18 protein-coding genes and 1 tRNA gene are annotated in these 17,686 nt (G+C 68.9%); 13 read left to right on the forward strand and 6 right to left on the reverse strand.

The window, feature by feature from the left end; genetic code table 11:
- The first annotated feature begins 159 nt into the window (after positions 1-159).
- Complete coding sequence (locus GV015_RS09365; protein ID WP_079705355.1) at positions 160-1,326, forward strand: cell wall metabolism sensor histidine kinase WalK; 1,167 nt, start codon at positions 160-162, stop codon at positions 1,324-1,326.
- Positions 1,323-2,006, forward strand: coding sequence for a response regulator transcription factor (locus GV015_RS09370; protein ID WP_064296370.1), 684 nt, complete (start codon positions 1,323-1,325; stop codon positions 2,004-2,006). The genes GV015_RS09365 and GV015_RS09370 overlap by 4 nt, the downstream gene beginning before the upstream one ends.
- 76 nt (positions 2,007-2,082) lie before the next feature.
- Here the strand turns inward: GV015_RS09370 and GV015_RS09375 are convergent, their stop codons facing one another.
- Entirely contained in the window at positions 2,083-2,616 is a 534-nt protein-coding gene (locus GV015_RS09375; protein WP_192005412.1) for a hypothetical protein, read from the reverse strand.
- Positions 2,617-2,827: 211 nt separating this feature from the next.
- Here GV015_RS09375 and GV015_RS09380 point away from each other — a divergent pair, with 211 nt between their 5' ends.
- Both GV015_RS09380 and ispD read left to right on the forward strand, forming a co-directional pair.
- Positions 2,828-3,310, forward strand: a complete 483-nt coding sequence (locus GV015_RS09380) for a CarD family transcriptional regulator (protein ID WP_064296368.1) — start codon at positions 2,828-2,830, stop codon at positions 3,308-3,310.
- 46 nt (positions 3,311-3,356) lie between these two features.
- Complete coding sequence (gene ispD / locus GV015_RS09385) at positions 3,357-4,601, forward strand: 2-C-methyl-D-erythritol 4-phosphate cytidylyltransferase (protein WP_159878057.1); 1,245 nt, start codon at positions 3,357-3,359, stop codon at positions 4,599-4,601.
- An 11-nt stretch (positions 4,602-4,612) separates the two neighbouring features.
- Here the strand turns inward: ispD and GV015_RS09390 are convergent, their stop codons facing one another.
- Positions 4,613-5,725 (reverse strand): winged helix DNA-binding domain-containing protein, encoded by a 1,113-nt coding sequence (locus tag GV015_RS09390; protein WP_159878058.1) that lies wholly within the window; start codon positions 5,723-5,725, stop codon positions 4,613-4,615.
- 40 nt (positions 5,726-5,765) lie between these two features.
- Here GV015_RS09390 and cysS point away from each other — a divergent pair, with 40 nt between their 5' ends.
- Both cysS and rlmB read left to right on the forward strand, forming a co-directional pair.
- Positions 5,766-7,220: a cysteine--tRNA ligase gene (cysS, locus tag GV015_RS09395; protein ID WP_159878060.1), complete on the forward strand. Its 1,455-nt coding sequence runs from the start codon at positions 5,766-5,768 to the stop codon at positions 7,218-7,220.
- Positions 7,210-8,220: a 23S rRNA (guanosine(2251)-2'-O)-methyltransferase RlmB gene (gene rlmB / locus GV015_RS09400; protein WP_159878062.1), complete on the forward strand. Its 1,011-nt coding sequence runs from the start codon at positions 7,210-7,212 to the stop codon at positions 8,218-8,220. Before cysS ends, rlmB begins: the two co-directional genes overlap by 11 nt.
- Before the next feature lie 96 nt (positions 8,221-8,316).
- Here the strand turns inward: rlmB and GV015_RS09405 are convergent, their stop codons facing one another.
- Both GV015_RS09405 and GV015_RS09410 read right to left on the reverse strand, forming a co-directional pair.
- A complete protein-coding gene (locus GV015_RS09405; protein WP_137242091.1) occupies positions 8,317-9,597 on the reverse strand; it encodes a DUF4032 domain-containing protein in 1,281 nt (426 codons plus the stop codon).
- A gap of 104 nt (positions 9,598-9,701) precedes the next feature.
- Positions 9,702-10,811, reverse strand: a complete 1,110-nt coding sequence (locus GV015_RS09410; protein WP_079705359.1) for an ABC transporter ATP-binding protein — start codon at positions 10,809-10,811, stop codon at positions 9,702-9,704.
- A 256-nt stretch (positions 10,812-11,067) separates the two neighbouring features.
- Here GV015_RS09410 and GV015_RS09415 point away from each other — a divergent pair, with 256 nt between their 5' ends.
- From GV015_RS09415 to GV015_RS09425, 3 genes are all read left to right on the forward strand, one after another.
- Positions 11,068-12,036, forward strand: coding sequence for a thioredoxin domain-containing protein (locus tag GV015_RS09415; RefSeq protein ID WP_079705360.1), 969 nt, complete (start codon positions 11,068-11,070; stop codon positions 12,034-12,036).
- 46 nt (positions 12,037-12,082) lie between these two features.
- A tRNA-Thr gene (locus GV015_RS09420) sits at positions 12,083-12,158 on the forward strand.
- A 61-nt stretch (positions 12,159-12,219) separates the two neighbouring features.
- Positions 12,220-13,176 (forward strand): DMT family transporter, encoded by a 957-nt coding sequence (locus GV015_RS09425; protein WP_159878064.1) that lies wholly within the window; start codon positions 12,220-12,222, stop codon positions 13,174-13,176.
- Between the two features lie 42 nt (positions 13,177-13,218).
- On the opposite strand, the gene GV015_RS09430 is transcribed toward GV015_RS09425, so the two are convergent.
- The gene (locus tag GV015_RS09430) at positions 13,219-13,767 is read right to left on the reverse strand and encodes a nitroreductase family protein (protein WP_079705362.1); all 549 of its coding nucleotides are present in this window, start codon (positions 13,765-13,767) and stop codon (positions 13,219-13,221) included.
- Entirely contained in the window at positions 13,764-14,183 is a 420-nt protein-coding gene (msrB, locus tag GV015_RS09435; protein ID WP_079705364.1) for a peptide-methionine (R)-S-oxide reductase MsrB, read from the reverse strand. The genes GV015_RS09430 and msrB overlap by 4 nt, the downstream gene beginning before the upstream one ends.
- A gap of 217 nt (positions 14,184-14,400) precedes the next feature.
- On the opposite strand from msrB, the gene GV015_RS09440 reads away from it, so the two are divergent.
- The 4 genes from GV015_RS09440 (at position 14,401) to groL (ending at position 17,616) form a co-directional block, all read left to right on the forward strand.
- Positions 14,401-14,709 carry a DUF3263 domain-containing protein gene (locus GV015_RS09440; RefSeq protein WP_079705365.1) on the forward strand — a complete coding sequence of 103 codons (309 nt, stop codon included), beginning with the start codon at positions 14,401-14,403 and terminating at the stop codon, positions 14,707-14,709.
- Between the two features lie 21 nt (positions 14,710-14,730).
- A complete protein-coding gene (locus GV015_RS09445) occupies positions 14,731-15,303 on the forward strand; it encodes a LytR C-terminal domain-containing protein (RefSeq protein ID WP_079705367.1) in 573 nt (190 codons plus the stop codon).
- A gap of 285 nt (positions 15,304-15,588) precedes the next feature.
- A complete protein-coding gene (locus GV015_RS09450; RefSeq protein ID WP_079705369.1) occupies positions 15,589-15,792 on the forward strand; it encodes a cold-shock protein in 204 nt (67 codons plus the stop codon).
- Between the two features lie 204 nt (positions 15,793-15,996).
- A complete protein-coding gene (gene groL, locus GV015_RS09455; RefSeq protein ID WP_064296567.1) occupies positions 15,997-17,616 on the forward strand; it encodes a chaperonin GroEL in 1,620 nt (539 codons plus the stop codon).
- Positions 17,617-17,686: the final 70 nt, after the last annotated feature.

Consider the following 17,686-nt stretch of genomic DNA (forward strand, 5'->3'; position numbering starts at 1 on the left):
GGTGCCGTCCTTCCGTGACCTGGCGGTGGGCAGGCAGATGCCCGCTCCGCCGATGATGCCGAACCAAGGTTAACAGTTGGGGCACCAAGCGTGAACAGTCGTCGAAGTGGCGGGGTATTCGCGAGTTCGGCGTTCGGCGGACTGAGTAACGTAGTACCCATGGACACCATGTGGTTGGTGCTGATCGCCCTGGCACTCGGCCTCATCGTCGGGGGCGGTTTCGTCGCCCTCATCACCCTCGCCCTCAGACGGGGCGAGCGCGCCGCGACGGTCGTCAACCCGGTCGTGCCCGACGGGGTCGACCAGGTGCTCGAAGCCCTCGACAGCGCGGGCATCGTCGTCGATCCGTCCAACAACGTGCTGAAGGCCTCTCCTGGGGCGTTCGCGCTCGGGCTGGTGCGCGACCGCGTGCTCGACAACCAGGAGTTCATCGACCTCGCGCTCGAGGTCCGCCGCACCGGCGAGGCCGTCACGAGCGACCTGGAACTCGCACTCGGGCGCTTCGGTGAGGCAACCCGGCACCTGCGCGTGCGGGCGGCGCCGCTCGGGTCGCGGTTCATCCTGCTGCTCGCCGAGGACCACACGGAGGCGCGTCGACTCGACGAGGTCCGCCGGGACTTCATCGCGAACATCAGCCACGAGTTGAAGACGCCGATCGGCGCCATCGGGCTCCTCTCGGAAGCACTCGACACGGCGGCCGACGACCCGGAACGGGTGAAGCGGTTCGCCAGCCGGCTCTCGACCGAGTCGCAGCGACTCACCCGGATGACGGCGGAGATCATCGACCTCTCGCGGTTGCAGGCGGCCGACGCCCTCCATCAGCCCGAACTCGTCCGCCTCGATCGGGTCATCGCCGCGGCGGTGGACCAGAACCGCGTGCCGGCCGAGGCGACCGGGGTGGGGCTCTCCCTCAAAGGCGGCAAGAACCTCGAGGTGTACGGTGACGAGGCCATGCTCGTCGTCGCCGTGCACAACCTCATCTCGAACGCCATCCACTACTCGCCCACCGGCGCACACGTGGGTGTCGGCGTCCGGGCGGTCGACGACGTCGTCGAGATCGCCGTCACCGATCAGGGCGTCGGGATCGCCGAAGAGGACCGCGATCGGGTCTTCGAACGGTTCTTCCGCGTCGACCAGGCGCGGTCCCGCCACACGGGCGGCACCGGCCTCGGCCTCAGCATCGTCAAGCACACCGTCCAGAACCACGGCGGCGAAGTGAAGGTCTGGTCGCAGCTGGGCCGTGGCTCGACGTTCACCATCCGCCTTCCCAGAGCAACGACCCCGCCGGAGGACCTCTCCACCGGCACGGCAAGGAGTACCCCGTGACCCGCATCCTGCTCGTCGAAGACGAAGCGTCCCTGAGCGAACCATTGAGCTACCTGCTCGAACGGGAGGGGTACGAGGTCGAGGTGGCGGAGGACGGCCCCTCGGCGGTCCAGGCCTTCACGGCTCGCGGCGCGGACCTCGTGTTGCTCGACCTCATGCTCCCCGGCATCCCCGGGACGGAGGTCTGCCGTCAGATCCGCGCGGTCTCGAGCACGCCGATCATCATGCTGACCGCGAAGGATTCCGAGGTCGACATCGTCGTCGGGCTCGAGCTGGGCGCCGACGACTACGTCACGAAGCCCTACTCGACCCGCGAGCTGCTCGCGCGGATCAGGGCGGTGCTGCGACGCCGTGTCGAGGCGGACCAGGCGCAGGAGGAGGTGCTGCTCGAGGCCGGCACGGTTCGGATGGACACCGAGCGTCATGTCGTCGAGGTCAACGGGGCGCCGATCCCGATGCCGCTCAAGGAGTACGAGCTGCTCGAGCTGCTCCTGCGGAACGCCGGCCGGGTCCTCACCCGTGGTCAGCTGATCGACCGGGTGTGGGGGAGCGACTACTACGGCGACACCAAGACGCTCGACGTCCACATCAAGCGCATCCGTTCCCGGATCGAGGCGAACCCCTCGGAACCGGTGATGCTCGTCACCGTGCGTGGGCTCGGCTACCGCTTCGAGGCCTGACGCAGGTCCAGGACGGACGAACGCCCCGCAACTCTGAAGAGGTGCGGGGCGTTCGGTCGTGTTGGGCGACGGAGCGTTATTCGGTCGGCTCCGTGGTGGGCGTCGCGAGCGGCGTCGGCGTCTCGGTGGGCTCATCCGTCGGCAGCGGCGTCGGGACGAGCGTGGAGTACTCGAGCAGCTGGCCGGTGAGGACCGGCACGCTCGCCGTGGCGCCCGTCTCGTCGCCGTACTGGAAGAAGACGTCCAGGACGGCTCCGGGCTGCGTGCCGAGGGACTCGATGCGCAGCGGGTCGTTGGCTCCCGAGCCGTCGAACGTCGTCAGGCCGGGCTCCGCGAGGACCTGGAACTGCTCGTCCTTGCCCTCGATCTCGATCAGCACCGTGTGGGCGCGGTCGTCGCGGTTCGCGACGCTGAAGACGAGGTTGCCGGTCTCGCCGTCGTCGGAGACGACGATGGCGTTGCGGACGGCCACGGAGCCGACGGTGACACCGACGCCGTCCGAGGCGTCGTAGTGCTTCAGGGTCGCCTGCGGCGCGATGAGGTTGCAACCGCTCATGCCGAGTGCGACAGCACCCGCGACGACGATGGAAGCGATGAGACGCGCCTTCACAGAACCCTCCAAGATGTGGTGGCCCCGGGCGCAGACGAATGACAGGTGTCCCGGGATCCGGATTCGAGTCTAGCCCACGGCTGCGAAGGGGTGTGGCCGGGTCGTCGACCCGTGATCGGCCGGTGCGCCACCCGGTCCGCGGGTCACCCGGTACCCGGCTCTGATCAGGGGTCCCGTGGTATTCTGGGAGACGCTGAAGGGACCGAGACCCATGATCTTCGAAGTTGGCGAGACCGTCGTCTACCCGCACCATGGCGCCGCGACCATCACCGAGGTGAAGACCCGGATCATCAAGGGCGAGGAGAAGCTCTACCTCAAGCTCCGCGTCACCCAGGGCGACCTCATGATCGAGGTCCCGGCCGAGAACGTCGACCTGGTCGGGGTGCGCGACGTCATCGGACGCGAGGGTGTCGACCGCGTGTTCGACGTGCTCCGTGCGCCGTTCACCGAGGAGCCGACGAACTGGTCCCGCCGCTACAAGGCGAACCTCGAGAAGCTGGCCTCGGGCGATGTCATCAAGGTCTCCGAGGTGGTCCGCGACCTGTGGCGTCGCGACCAGGACCGAGGCCTCTCAGCGGGAGAGAAGCGGATGCTCGCGAAGGCCCGCCAGATCCTGGTCTCCGAACTGGCGTTGGCGGAGCAGACCGACGAGGAGCAGGCGTCGTCCGTCCTCGACGAGGTCCTCGCCTCCTGAGCCGACCGTCCGTTCGGGCGGGGCGCCCGAGAAGTAGGCTCGTGGCATGACTGCGATCGACGAACCGGGTGCCGTTGCCGACCCGTCCCTGGACGGCCCGGCTGTCGGCGTGATCGTCGTGGCGGCGGGCAGTGGGACGCGCCTCGGTGCCGGGATCCCGAAGGCGTTCGTGTCGCTCGCCGGCAGTACCGTACTCGAACACGCGCTCGCCCCGGTCTTCCGCCTGAGGGACGCGGTCCAGGTCGTCGTCGTGGTTCCAGCGGATCGCGTCGGTGAGGCGGAGACGATCGGTCGTCGCGCGGCGGGGAAGGCGGCCGACCACCTCCGCGTCGTCGTCGGAGGCGACACGAGACAGTCCTCCGTCCTCGCCGGACTCGCCGCCCTGTGGCCGGGAGTCCGCACGGTGCTCGTCCACGACGCCGCACGAGCACTCACCCCGACCGAACAGTTCGAACGGGTGATCGACGCCGCCGCGCGAACGGGGTGGGGGGTCGTGCCGGGGCTCCCGGTGACCGACACGATCAAGCGCGTCGACGCGAGCGACCTCGTCGAGCAGAACGTTGATCGGGCCGCCCTCAGAGCCGTCCAGACACCGCAGGCGTTCCCGTGTGATGCCCTCATCGCGGCCTTTCGCGTCGCCGAGGACCGTCTCGCGGCGGCCACCGACGATGCGGCGCTCTACGCGGACGCCGGACATCCCGTCCTCACGGTCGCGGGATCGGAGGCGGCGTTCAAGATCACGACCCCGTGGGACGCCCAGCGTGCTGAGCGACTCCTGGCGGACCGAGGCCGAGAGCGCGAGGTGGGCGCACGGCCGACCTCCTCGATCAGGACCGGCATCGGCGTCGACGTCCACGCCTTCGCCGACGACGGCGAGCTGAGCCTCGCGGGCCTCAGCTGGCCGGGGGAACGGCCGCTGGCCGGACACAGCGACGGGGATGCGGTCGCCCATGCCATCGTCGACGCCCTGCTGTCCGCTGCCGGCCTCGGCGACATCGGCTCCATGTTCGGCACCGATGACCCCCGCTTCGCCGGGGCGAGCGGTGAGGTCTTCCTGCGGGCAGCTGTCGAACGGGTGCACGCCGCGGGCTTCGTCGTCGTCAACGTCGCGGTGCAGCTCGTCGGCAACCGCCCGCGGTTCGCGCCCCGTCGGACGGAGGCGGAGGGCGTGTTGAGCGCGCTCGTCCACGGGCCGGTCAGCATCGCGGCGACGACCACGGATGCGCTTGGGTTCACCGGCCGTGGCGAGGGTGTCACAGCCATCGCCACCGCCCTCATCGAGCGCCGCTGACGGGTCGGTCCTCAGTCGGCGGACGTGCCCTCGTCGACCGACGCACCGAGCCCGAGGAACCGGCCGTATTCGCCGGCGGCTCGTCGGAACCCCGCCTGCACCCGCTGCGACAGCGGTTGGAACGGCGTCGGGGTGACGATGACGCCGGTCGCGCTCGTCCGTCGGCGCCAGGTGCCGACGACGCGTCCGTCGACGGCGATCATCGGGAGGAAGATGCCGTTCGCGCCGGGGACGATTCGGTCTGCGAACGCCGCCGGGAGCGTCAGCTCGCGGTCGCGGTAGCCGAGGAGCAGTTCGTCGAATCCGGGAAGCGCGAGCACCCGTGGTCGCCGTGGAGCAGGTGACGGCTCGATGCCCTCGGACGCCGACCAGCGGGTGACACCGTCGCGCGACTCGGAGACCAGCCGTCCGGCGGCCACCTCGACGCCGCGTTTCGCCTGTGCGACGGTGAGCTTGGACCACCAGGTGAGGTCGGCGATCGTCGACGGGCCGTGGCCGGTGAGATACCGGACGACGAACTCGCCGAGCGCCTCGTCCGCCTCGAGCACCCGCGGTGCACGGATCCACTCCTCAGTCAGGACGAGTGCCTGCTGTCTTCCTGCTGGAGGTCCCCAGCAGACCACGCCCGACATCGCGAGTTCCATGATGAGGTGGGAGCCCCGTTGTCCGTCGATCGGGATCCCGGCATCGGTGTGGGCCGTCAACAGCTCATCCCTCGTCACGCGCCGATGCCCGCTGAGCAGTCCCTCGGTGAGCGCACGGGAGCGCGAGAAGGTCTCGGCGTCGAGCTCGAGCTGACGGTGTCTGGCCGCGATCGTCGAGCGGACTCGCGGGACACCGAGTCCGAGCAGCCACCCGAGGTCCTCGGCGGCGACGAGATGCAGGGTGCCGCGCATCGGCCAGGACCGGACGATCGACCCGTCCTCGAGCGCCGCGAGCACCTCGTCCATCGTCGTCCCGCTCGACCTCACGCCGACCGCCCACAGCGACGAAGCGAGGTCTTGGGCCTGGACCGCGAGCAGCCGCGAGACGACACCCGTGGGGGAGCGGTGATCGGCTCCGGCGAGGAGCTGTGCCGCGAGTCGCGCGCGGAGAACCTGCTGGTCGTCGCGTCCCGTGGTCATGGGACCATCATGCCCGGACGACGGCGGCTAGTCTGGTCTCGTGGCCCTCCGACTCTACGATTCGAAAACGCAGTCCCTCCGGGACTTCGTGCCGCTCCGTGAAGCCGAGGCGGGGCTGTACGTCTGCGGACCGACCGTGCAGTCCTCTCCGCACATCGGACACCTGCGCAGCGCGCTCGTCTACGACCAGCTGCGACGCTGGTTGACGGCCTCCGGGGTCCGCGTCACGCTCGTCCGCAACGTCACCGACATCGACGACAAGATCCTCGCGAACGCCGCCGCCGGCGTCGAGGGCGGGTTCGCCCAGCCCGGCGAGGAGTGGTGGGCGCTCGCCTACCGGTACGAACTCGAGTTCACGGCCGCCTACCGTGCCCTGGGCATCCTGCCACCGAGCTACGAGCCACGAGCCACGGCGAGCATCCCGGAGATGCAGGAGCTCATCGAGCGGCTCATCGACGCCGGGCACGCGTACCCGGCTCCCGACGACTCCGGCGACGTCTACTTCGACACCGCCTCATGGAGCCGCTACGGCGAACTCACGCGGCAGAGCGCCGAGCACATGGAGGCCGCGACCGACGCCGACCCGCGCGGCAAACGCGATCCCCGCGACTTCGCGCTCTGGAAGGGCACCAAGCCTGGGGAGCCGCGCTCGGCGAGTTGGATGTCTCCGTGGGGCGAGGGACGGCCCGGCTGGCACATCGAGTGCTCGGCGATGTCGACCAAGTACCTCGGCGAGGAGTTCGACATCCACGGCGGCGGACTCGACCTCCGCTTCCCCCACCACGAGAACGAGCTCGCCCAGTCGAGCGCAGCCGGCGACCCCTTCGCCCGGTACTGGTTGCACAACGGGCTGGTCGCCGTCACGGGCGGGCAGAAGATGTCGAAGTCCCTCGGCAACTCCGTCTACGCAGCCGACCTCTTGGCAGCAGCTCGGCCGCTCGTGGTCCGCTACTACCTCGGTGCAGCGCAGTACCGATCGACACTCGAGTTCCATCCGGGCGCACTCGCCGAGGCCGAAGCCGCACTCGGACGCATCGAGGGCTTCCTCGATCGTGCCGCCCGCGCCGACCTGCTCACCGAGACGACCACGGCCGCCAGTCGAGCGACGCTCCCGGCCGCCTTCGTCGAGGCGATGGACGACGACCTGAACATCCCCCGCGCGCTCGCCGTGTTGCATGACGCCGTGCGCGTCGGCAACGCCGCCCTCGATGGCGGCGACGACCTGGCGACAGCCCGCGAGCGTGCGGTCGCCGTCCTCGACATGACCCGGGTGCTCGGCATCGACCCGACCGACCCTTCGTGGTCGTCGGGCACCGACCCCGTCACTCACCGATCCCTGTCCGCACTCGTCGAGCGTCTGCTCGTCGATCGCGCGGACGCCAGGGTCGCCAAGGACTTCGCAGCGGCCGACCGGATCCGCGACGAACTCACAGCGGCTGGGATCACCATCGAAGACACCCCGTCCGGAGCACATTGGAGTATCAGTGGCAAGTAAGCCTTCCCGCCCGACCGGGCCGAAGAAAGCGAAGAAGGGTCCCACCAAGGGCACCGGCGGCCTCGGCCGCAAGGCGCTCGAGGGTCGTGGACCGACCCCCAAGGCCGAGGACCGCGCCTGGCACCCGGCCGGCAAGCGGAAGGCCGCGCAGGAGCGCTACGCGGCCTCCGGCGGCACCGGCAAGCCGAGGCAGGCGGCCGGCCAGAACGGACGCCCGTCCACGAACGGCCGGACCAAGCAGAAGTCGAGCGACGAGTCCGAGGTCGTCACCGGCCGCAACTCCGTCCTCGAAGCGCTCCGCGCGAAGATTCCAGCCACCACGCTGTACGTCGCGACCCGCATCGAGATGGACGACCGGGTGAAGGAGGCGCTCAGCATCGCCACCCGACGCGGGATCCCGGTGCTCGAGGTCATGCGTCCGGAGCTCGACCGCATGGCCGGGTTCGACGGCGTGCACCAGGGCCTCGCCATCAAGGTGCCGCCTTACGAGTACGCGCACCCCATGGAGTTGCTCGACCAGGTCATCGCCCGTGGCGAGAACCCGCTGTTCATCGCCCTCGACGGCATCACCGACCCCCGGAACCTGGGTGCGATCATCCGATCGACCGCAGCCTTCGGTGGTCACGGCGTGATCCTGCCGCAGCGCCGGAGCGTGGGCCTCACCGCCTCCGCGTGGAAGACCTCGGCAGGAGCGGCGGCTCGGACGCCGGTCGCGCTGGCCGCCAACCTCACCCAGACGCTCAAAGCGTTCAAGGAGCGCGGCGTCTTCGTGATCGGTCTCGACGGCGACGGCGACGTCTCCCTTCCCGGGCTCGAACTCGCCGACCAGCCGATCCTCGTGGTCGTCGGCAGCGAGGGCAAGGGCCTGTCCCGCCTCGTCACCGAGACCTGCGACGCGGTCGTGTCGATCCCGATCTCGGCCTCGACCGAATCGCTCAACGCCGGGATCGCGGCCAGCGTGACGCTGTACGAGATCGCGCGTCGCCGGAACGCCGAGTAGGCGACCGGCGCTCGCGCCGCGCGAACGAGGACAGGCCCTCGGAACGGATCTCCGTTCCGAGGGCCTGTCTGTCGTCAGTCGAGGAGACGGACGTGGTCAGACGAGGTCTCGCCAGTCGACCGGTCCGGTCATGGCGGCGGGGACGCTGATCGCCTCGGTCGGCGGCACGATCATGGTCGCCTCGTCGCGGCGGTGCCGCAGGACGGTGTTCACGTAGGAACCGACGGCTTCCGCCAGCGGGATGTCGCGACCCTCGTTCTGCGCGAGGAACCAGCGGTGCTCCAGGAGTTGGTGGAAGATCTCGGCGGGCTCGAGCTTGCCGCGGAGTTCGCGCGGGATCGCCTTCACCACCGGCTCGAACACGCGGATGAGCCACTCGTGCGCCGCCATCTCCTCGTCGAACCCGTCCTTCCCGAACGAGGCCGAGTAGGCGTCGAGATCGTTGAGCAGGCGCCTCGCCTGGTTCTCGCCCGCGTCGAGGCCGGTGAGCCGCAGGAGGCGGCGCTGGTGATGCCCGGCGTCGACGACCTTCGGCTGGATCCGCACGGTCGAGCCCTCGTCGGTCGTCTTGATCGCGAGTTCCTCGATGTCGAAGCCGAGTTCGTTCAGACGGTGGACGCGCTCGGTGATGCGCCAGCGCTCGGACGCGTCGAAGGACTCGGAGCCCGTGAGCTCCTTCCAGAGGGACCGGTAGGCGGCGACGATGCCGTTGCTCACGGTGACGGGGTCGAGTTCGGCGTCGGCGCGTCCGCCGGCCTCGAGATCGAGGAGCTCGCCGGCGATGTTCACCCGGGCGATCTCGAGGTCGTTCTCACGCTGCCCGTTCGACAGCCCGCCCTCGTAGAGCTTGCCCGTCTCGGCGTCGACGAGGTAGGCGGCGAAAGCTCCCGCGTCACGCCGGAAGAGCGTGTTCGACAGCGACACGTCACCCCAGAAGAAGCCGACGATGTGGAGGCGGACGAGGAGGACGGCGAGCGCGTCGACGAGGCGGGTCGCGGTGTCGGGTCGGAGGGTGCCCTGGAAGAGCGCACGGTAGGGGAGTGAGAACTTCAGGTGCCGCGTCACGAGCACGCTCGGCAGCTCACGGCCCTTGCGATCGCTCCGGTTCGTGATGACCGCGAGCGGGTCGACGCAGGGGATGTCGAGCCGCTGCAGGGTGCGCAGCATGTCGTACTCGCCCTTCGCCATCTCCGCGGTCGTCTCCTTGACGGCGATGACGTAGCCGGACAGGTTCGCGAACCGGACCAGGTGGCGCGAGATGCCCTTCGGGAGCGAGGCGATGGCCTCATTCGGCCAGTTCTCGAGGGGGAGCTCCCAGGGGAGATCGAGCAGCGCCGGGTCGACGGTGGCAGCGGTGATGTTCAATGCGCCGGACATGGTGCGGAGCGCTCCTCGGGGATCGTCGTACTGAGACTGGACAAGCGAAAACGACGATGGCCGAGCGATCGGAGACCGACCGCTCGACCATCGTCGGCGGGAAACTAGATCGAGGAGGACACGACCGGCTTGTTGCCCAGACGCTCACCCGATGCCGAGTCGAACGCGTGCACGTGGTGCGGCGTCGGCGCGAGGAACACCGTGTCGCCGATGTGCGCGTGGTTGCGACCGTCGACGCGGGCGACGATGTCGGTGCGCTTGCCGGAGACGTCGGTGTGGCCGTAGAGGTAGCCGTCGGCGCCGAGCTCCTCGACGAGGTCGACGGTCACCTCGATGCCGGAGCCCGAGTTGCTGGACACGGTGATGTCCTCGGGGCGCACGCCGACCGTGACGTTCTTCGACGGAGCGGCGTCGGTGATCTCGCGCTCGACCGGGATGATGAATCCGCCGAGCTTGATGCCGCCGTCGGCGATCTCGCCCTCGAACAGGTTCATGGCCGGGCTGCCGATGAAGCCGGCGACGAAGACGTTGTTCGGCTTCTCGTAGAGGTCGCGCGGGGTGCCGACCTGCTGCAGGATGCCGTCCTTGAGGACCGCGATGCGGTCGCCCATGGTGAGCGCCTCGGTCTGGTCGTGGGTGACGTAGACGGTGGTGACGCCGAGACGACGCTGCAGCGACGCGATCTGGGTGCGGGTCTGGACGCGGAGCTTGGCGTCGAGGTTCGACAGCGGCTCGTCCATGAGGAAGACCTGGGGCTGACGGACGATGGCTCGACCCATCGCGACGCGCTGACGCTGACCACCGGAGAGCGCCTTCGGCTTGCGGGTCAGGTAGTCCTCGAGGTCGAGGAGCTTGGCGGCTTCGAGCACGCGGGTGGCACGCTCTTCCTTGCCGACACCGGCGATCTTGAGCGCGAAGCCCATGTTCTCGGCGACGGTCATGTGCGGGTAGAGCGCGTAGTTCTGGAAAACCATCGCGATGTCGCGGTCCTTCGGCGGCACGTCGGTGACGTCGCGGTCGCCGATGAAGATGTGGCCGTCGTTGACCTCTTCGAGACCGGCGAGCATGCGGAGGGAGGTGGACTTGCCGCAGCCGGACGGGCCGACGAGGACGAGGAATTCGCCGTCGGCGACCTCGAGGTTCAGCTTGTCGACCGCGGGGCGGGTGCCACCCGGGTAGAAACGGGTTGCGTTGTCGAACGTCACAGACGCCATGGTTGTTCTCCTTCACCGGCAGGTACGTGCCGGACGATCCGTTGTGAATGGACGCGAACCCGTCGTCGATGGCCGGTTCGCCGTTCCAGTATGCCACGACCATCTGTGAATGGAAGGTCCAGCGGCCAGTGGATCTCTCGGTGGACGCACAGCCGGCTCCCGGCCTGGTTTGGGCCTCTCCCAGGCGGCAGGTCTACGATTACTCTGTTTGGCGCTGCCTCGTCTCCGCAGCGCGAGCCCCCCGAAACGAGGATCAATGTCTGGCGCTGGATCGCAGAACCGACCGACCAAGAACGAACGACGCGACGCGGCACGCGAGAAGGCGCGGGTGCTGCGCGAGCAGCAGAAGCGCCGCGACCGCCGCAACCGGGTGCTGCTCCAGGGTGGCATCGTGCTCGGTGCGCTCGCGATCGTGGCGGTGGTGGCGGTCATCATCGTGACGTCGATCAAGCCCGCCGGACCGGTCCCGACCGCGGCCAAGAACGACGGCTTCACCGTCTCCGCCGGGTTGCAGCTGGTCGGGGCCCCGGCCGGTGCGTCCACACCGACGCCGAGCGCGACCGATCCGGCCGCCCCCGCGGAGCCCGCTCCGGCCGAGACGCCGGCAGCCTCCGAGACCCCGGCCGCCGACGGCGTCGAGATCGCCGTCTACCAGGACTTCCTCTGCCCCTACTGCGGTCAGTTCGAGACCACGAACGCCGAGCAGGTCAAGGGTTGGCTCGAGGCCGGCGCCGCGACCTACACGGTCCACCCCCTCGCAACGCTGAGCAACCTCTCGCTCGGGACGCAGTACTCGCTGCGCGCCTCGAACGCGGCGGCCTGTGTCGCGGAGTACTCGCCGAACGACTTCTTCTCCTTCAACACCGCACTGTTCGAGAACCAGCCCAAGGAGAACACCGAGGGCCTGACCGACGCCGAGCTGAAGTCGATCGCCAAGGGCGTCATCTCCGGCGGCGAGAAGAAGATCAACGCCTGCATCGACGACGGCACCTACAAGTCGTGGGTGAAGGACTCGACCGACCGTGCGCGCAGCGGCCCGCTGCCCGGCACCGACGTCGCCAAGGTCGAGGGGACGCCGACCATCCTGGTGAACGGCAAGCAGTACACCGGTTCGCTCACCGACGCCGAGCAGTTCGCGGCCTTCGTCCTCGCCGTCTCGAGCGAGAGCTACTCCACCGGCACGCCGACGCCGGGAGCCAGCGAGTCGCCCGTGACCAACGGCTGATCCGCCGTCATCGTAGGATGGATGGGACCGGGGCCAGCCCCTGTCGGCCGACGTGGCGCAATTGGTAGCGCAACGCTCTTGTAAAGCGTAGGTTACGGGTTCAAGTCCCGTCGTCGGCTCCAGCCGAGAACCGCCCGCTCAGCCTCGCTGAGTGGGCGGTTCCTCATTGGAAGGAATCCTCCCGTGACCCGTGTCCCAGCGCCGCTCGCGCTCCTCATCGCCGTCGTCAGCGGTGCCTTCATCGCGGTGCAGGCCCGGTTGAACGGCGAGCTCGGCGCGCGACTCGGCGATGGGTTCACCGCAGCTGCGATCTCGTTCGGCGGCGGCTTGATCATCCTCACCGTCGGACTGGCGCTGTCCCGTACCGGTCGTCGCGGTCTCTCCACGGTGGGCGGTGCCGTCCGACGCAGGGAGATGCCCTGGTGGACGGTGCTCGGTGGGTGTGCCGGCGCGTTCCTCGTGCTCTCGCAGGGGCTCACCGCCGCCACGCTCGGCGTCGCCCTCTTCACGGTCGCGGTCGTCGCCGGCCAGACGGCGAGCGGACTCGTGCTCGACCGGATCGGCTTCGGCCCGGGAGGCGTCGTCGGGTTCAGCGTCCAGCGCGTCCTCGGGGCGGTCGTCGCCCTCATCGCAGTCGGCGTCGCGGTCTCGGGCGAGCTCGGCGGGAGCATCCCACTCGGCCTGCTGGTCCTGCCGCTGCTCGCCGGGATCGGGATCGGCTGGCAGCAGGCGGTCAACGGCCGCGTGAAGATGCGGGCACAGAGCACGCTCGCCGCCACGTTCATCAACTTCGTCGTGGGGACGGTCGTGCTGGTCATCGCCGCCGTGCTGCACGCGGTCATCGTCGCGCCGCCCGGACCGCTCCCGGGGGAGTGGTGGCTCTACCTCGGCGGCCCGATCGGATGCGTGTTCATCGCCGTGGCGGCGTTCCTCGTGCAGCACACGGGCGTGCTCATCCTCGGGCTCGGCACGGTGGCCGGTCAGACCCTGAGTGCGCTCGCCCTCGACGTGCTCCTGCCCACCGACGACGGCGGCGTGCATGTTGCGACGGTCATCGGGACACTCCTCGCGTTCGCCGCCGTGGCGATCGCATCGGCGCGGTTCAGGCGTCGTCCCACGGCATCGTCGTCCGCCGACTGAGTCGAGCCGTCGAGCCGTCGGATGCCGTGAGCGACTCCGTCCTCAGGGCATGGAGCTGAGGTGCGCCTTCGCGTTGATCGTCTTGCGGCGCCCTGTGCGAGCGTTACCCGGCTTCCCTCCGACGTACAGCCAGCCGAGGAGATCCTCGCCCTTCTTCAGGCCGTGTGCCTTCCGGACCGCTTTGGCGCGAGTCGCGCCGCCGGTGCGCCAGAACACGCCCCAACCGGCGTCGTCGAGCAGGAGACTGACCATGTGGGCCACTCCGGCCGCGACCGCCTCCTGCTCCCAGGCGGGCACCTTCGACTTCTTCACGCTCACGACGACGGCGAGCAACAGGGGCGCGCGGAGCGGCTTCGTCGAGGGCTTCGAGTCGCCCTCCGCCTTCGCGAGCGCCCGGCCGAGCTTCACGCGGTCGTCGCCGCGGAGGGTGATGACCCGCCACGGACGCAGGGCGCTGTGGTCGGCCACCCGACCAGCCGCCGCGAGGACCTCGAGGAGTTCCGCGTCACTCGGAGCGACGTCGGTGACCTTGGACCACGAACGCCGCCCGGCGACGGCGGCGAGGACGGGGCGCTCGACCGGTTCGGTCACTCCGTCGGCTCGGTGGTGTCGGCCGCGGCGAAGTTGAGCGCGATCGAGTTCATGCAGTAGCGGTCGCCGGTGGGCGTGCCGAAGCCGTCGTCGAACACGTGGCCGAGGTGCGAGCCGCAGTTGGCGCACCGGACCTCGGTGCGCACCATGCCGAGGGTGCGGTCCTCGATGAGCTGCACCGCCTCGGGGTTCACGGACTCGTAGAAGCTCGGCCATCCGCAGCCGGAATCGAACTTGGTACCGCTCTTGAAGAGTTCGGCGTTGCAGGCGGCACAGGTGTAGAGGCCCGCGCGCGACTCGTCGAGGAGCTCACCGGTCCAGGCCCGCTCGGTCGCCGCTCCGCGGAGGACCTGATACTGCTCCGGCGTGAGTTCCTCGCGCCACTGCTCATCGGTCTTCGACACGTCGTACGTCATGCTGCTCCATTCGTCTCGGTCATCCTACGTGCGGGGCTGCCTCGTGCATGCGGCTCCCGACGTATTCCATAACACTGCACCGAGCCTGATCCTTCCCGGTGAACGTCGGCCCTCGCCGGGGTGGATGCGGCTCAGCGGCCATCGGCTGAATAGACTTGGACGGCGGCGGAGTGGAGCATGACTCCACGGTCGCCGCATCGGCACCGATCGGCAGGAGATGAGCATGCAGCCAGCGTCGCGCACGCCTGCCGATGACGACGCGTCGACGCCGACGGGAGGCCTCGACCAGCGCGAGCTCGAGATCCTCGAGTTCGAGTCCCACTGGATGCAGCACGTCGGGGCCAAGGAGGCCGCCATCCGCGACCGCTTCGCCCTGTCCCCGGCCCGGTACTATCAACTGCTCGGCGCGCTCATCGACTCGCCGTCCGCCCTCGCCCACGACCCCATGCTGATCAAGCGGCTGCAGCGCACCCGCGACGCCCGACTCTCGGCGCGAGGAGCCTCGGCTCCCCGCACCGACGGCTGAGCAGCTCTCGGAGACCACACCATGGCTGAATCCTTCCCGCCCGACCGCTTCGACGAGGTCCCCGACCTCAAGCGCGTCGGCGCGCACCGTGCCCCTGCTCCCAAGGGACGCGGCTGGATCGCCTTCCTCGTCGCCGTCGTCGCCACGCTCGTCCTCGTGGGGGTCGGCACCTTCGCCCTCTTCGGGCTGAACGACCGGATCGACTTCTTCGGCGGCTCGCAGAGCCCGAGCGCCACGCCAACGCCGACCCCCACCCCGACCGAGGTGGCCCCCGTCGTCGACCCCGCGGCCAGCATCCTCGTCCTGAACGGCACACCCACCGCCGGCCTGGCCGCATCGGCGGCGGCAGCGATCACGGCCGCCGGCTTCACGCAGCAGATCCCGACGAGCGACGCCAGCACGGAGGACGTCACGGCGAGCGGCGTCTACTACCAGGATCCGTCGCAGGAGGGCGTCGCCCGCGCCATCGCGAACGCGCTCGGCGGCATCCCGATCCAGATCACGGACACGTACGCGATCCCCGTCGAGGAGGGCGAGGCACCGGTCCTCCGCATCGTCGTCGTGGTCGGCGCGGACTACCAGCCGGCCGCCTGAGCGCAGCTGGGGCAGGTCGATCGAGCAGGTCGCAGGCACGCCGTGTTTCCGGAGTGTTTCCTCCATGTTGAGTTGTCGTATCACTCCGCCCCGTTTGTCGACTTGAGGGTGAATCCGCGCGGTGCTCCGGATTAGTATCTGGAACTGGCCGCTCATCCCGTCCCGTCTCGACTCGCCCCCGGGTCCGCTTCGGCGCAGGGTGGTCACCGGGGTCCCGATCCCGGATGGCAGGTCCGGGTTCGGCAACAGTCGATGCCTGCGAGCACGCAGCAATGGGAGTATGAAATGGCGAACGGAACCGTCAAGTGGTTCAACGCTGAGAAGGGCTTCGGCTTCATCACGGTCGACGACGGCGGACAGGATGTCTTCGTCCACTACTCGGCGATCGACATGAGCGGCTACAAGTCCTTGGAAGAGGGCCAGGCGGTCGTCTTCGAGGTCGGCACTGGAGCAAAGGGGCCTCAGGCCGAGGGTGTGCGCCTGGCGTAGCCGCTGATCAGGTACGCGATTCCTGCGACGCCGTCCACTTCGGTGGGCGGCGTCGTTCGTCATTCCGGGGCTGTTCCCGGGAGTTCGCTCAGGGCGCCGGTGCTCACTTGCACTCCCACCCCCTGAGTGCCAGAATCGACTTAGCACTCGTACTCATTGAGTGCTAACAACGTTCATGACGTCCGGGAGGGACGAAAAACACACATGGCTAAGATCATTGCTTTCGACGAGGAGGCCCGTCGCGGCCTCGAGCGTGGACTGAACATTCTTGCTGACACGGTCAAGGTCACCCTTGGGCCGCGCGGTCGCAACGTTGTCCTCGAGAAGAAGTGGGGCGCCCCCACGATCACCAACGACGGCGTGTCCATCGCCAAGGAGATCGAACTCGACGACCCGTACGAGAAGATCGGCGCGGAGCTCGTCAAGGAGGTCGCCAAGAAGACCGATGACGTCGCCGGCGACGGCACCACCACGGCGACCGTGCTGGCACAGGCGCTCGTCCGCGAGGGCCTCCGCAACGTCGCCGCAGGCGCCGACCCCATCAGCCTCAAGCGCGGCATCGAGAAGGCCGTCGAGGCCGTCACGGTCGAGCTCATCGCCAACGCCAAGGAGGTGGAGACCAAGGAGGAGATCGCTGCGACCGCTTCCATCTCCGCCGGCGACACCACCATCGGCGAGATCATCGCCGAGGCGATCGACAAGGTCGGCAAGGAGGGCGTCGTCACCGTCGAGGAGTCGAACACCTTCGGCACCGAGCTCGAGCTCACCGAGGGCATGCGCTTCGACAAGGGCTACCTGTCGCAGTACTTCGTGACCGACCCCGACCGCCAGGAAGCGGTGTTCGAGGACCCCTACATCCTCATCGCCAACCAGAAGATCTCCGCGATCAAGGACCTCCTGCCGATCGTCGACCAGGTCATCCAGTCGGGCAAGCAGCTCCTCATCATCGCTGAGGACGTCGACGGCGAAGCTCTCGCGACGCTCGTCGTCAACAAGATCCGTGGCATCTTCAAGTCCGTCGCCGTCAAGGCTCCGGGCTTCGGCGACCGCCGCAAGGCTCAGCTGCAGGACATCGCCATCCTCACCGGTGGCCAGGTCATCTCCGAGGAGGTCGGCCTCAAGCTCGAGACCGTCACCCTCGACCTGCTCGGCCGTGCTCGCAAGGTCGTCATCACCAAGGATGAGACCACCATCGTCGAGGGTGCCGGCGACGCCGACGCCATCGCCGGTCGTGTCTCGCAGATCCGCAAGGAGATCGACAACACCGACAGCGACTACGACCGCGAGAAGCTCCAGGAGCGTCTCGCCAAGCTCGCGGGCGGTGTTGCGGTCATCAAGGCCGGTGCAGCGACCGAGGTCGAGCTCAAGGAGCGCAAGCACCGCATCGAGGACGCCGTTCGCAACGCGAAGGCTGCCGTCGAAGAGGGCATCGTCGCCGGTGGTGGCGTCGCCCTGATCCAGGCCGGCAAGACCGCGTTCGAGAAGCTCGAGCTCGTCGGCGACGAGGCGACCGGTGCGAACATCGTCAAGGTCGCCATCGACGCTCCACTCAAGCAGATCGCGCTCAACGCAGGCCTCGAGCCTGGCGTCGTCGCCGACAAGGTCCGCAACCTGCCCGTCGGACACGGCCTCAACGCCGCGACCGGTGAGTACGTCGACATGCTCGCTGCCGGCATCAACGACCCGGTGAAGGTCACGCGCTCCGCGCTGCTCAACGCAGCGTCGATCGCCGGTCTGTTCCTCACCACCGAGGCCGTCGTCGCCGACAAGCCGGAGAAGAACCCGGCTCCGGCCGGCGACCCGACCGGTGGCATGGACTTCTAAGTCCGACAGCAACACCTGCGCAGGGCGTCTCCTTCGGGAGGCGCCCTGCGTCGTTTACACCAGACGCATC

This window comes from Plantibacter sp. T3, from assembly GCF_902506515.1.
Classification (GTDB): domain Bacteria; phylum Actinomycetota; class Actinomycetes; order Actinomycetales; family Microbacteriaceae; genus Plantibacter; species Plantibacter auratus.

Bases quoted from the DNA above. Each gene is read 5' to 3' on its own strand.
- GV015_RS09365 (WP_079705355.1), top strand. From the start codon at position 160: ATGGACACCATGTGGTTGGTGCTGATCGCCCTGGCACTCGGCCTCATC.
- GV015_RS09380 (WP_064296368.1), top strand. From the start codon at position 2,828: ATGATCTTCGAAGTTGGCGAGACCGTCGTCTACCCGCACCATGGCGCC.
- ispD (WP_159878057.1), top strand. From the start codon at position 3,357: ATGACTGCGATCGACGAACCGGGTGCCGTTGCCGACCCGTCCCTGGAC.
- GV015_RS09390 (WP_159878058.1), bottom strand. From the start codon at position 5,725: ATGACCACGGGACGCGACGACCAGCAGGTTCTCCGCGCGCGACTCGCG.
- GV015_RS09405 (WP_137242091.1), bottom strand. From the start codon at position 9,597: ATGTCCGGCGCATTGAACATCACCGCTGCCACCGTCGACCCGGCGCTG.
- GV015_RS09410 (WP_079705359.1), bottom strand. From the start codon at position 10,811: ATGGCGTCTGTGACGTTCGACAACGCAACCCGTTTCTACCCGGGTGGC.
- GV015_RS09415 (WP_079705360.1), top strand. From the start codon at position 11,068: ATGTCTGGCGCTGGATCGCAGAACCGACCGACCAAGAACGAACGACGC.
- msrB (WP_079705364.1), bottom strand. From the start codon at position 14,183: ATGACGTACGACGTGTCGAAGACCGATGAGCAGTGGCGCGAGGAACTC.
- GV015_RS09440 (WP_079705365.1), top strand. From the start codon at position 14,401: ATGAGCATGCAGCCAGCGTCGCGCACGCCTGCCGATGACGACGCGTCG.
- GV015_RS09445 (WP_079705367.1), top strand. From the start codon at position 14,731: ATGGCTGAATCCTTCCCGCCCGACCGCTTCGACGAGGTCCCCGACCTC.
- GV015_RS09450 (WP_079705369.1), top strand. From the start codon at position 15,589: ATGGCGAACGGAACCGTCAAGTGGTTCAACGCTGAGAAGGGCTTCGGC.
- groL (WP_064296567.1), top strand. From the start codon at position 15,997: ATGGCTAAGATCATTGCTTTCGACGAGGAGGCCCGTCGCGGCCTCGAG.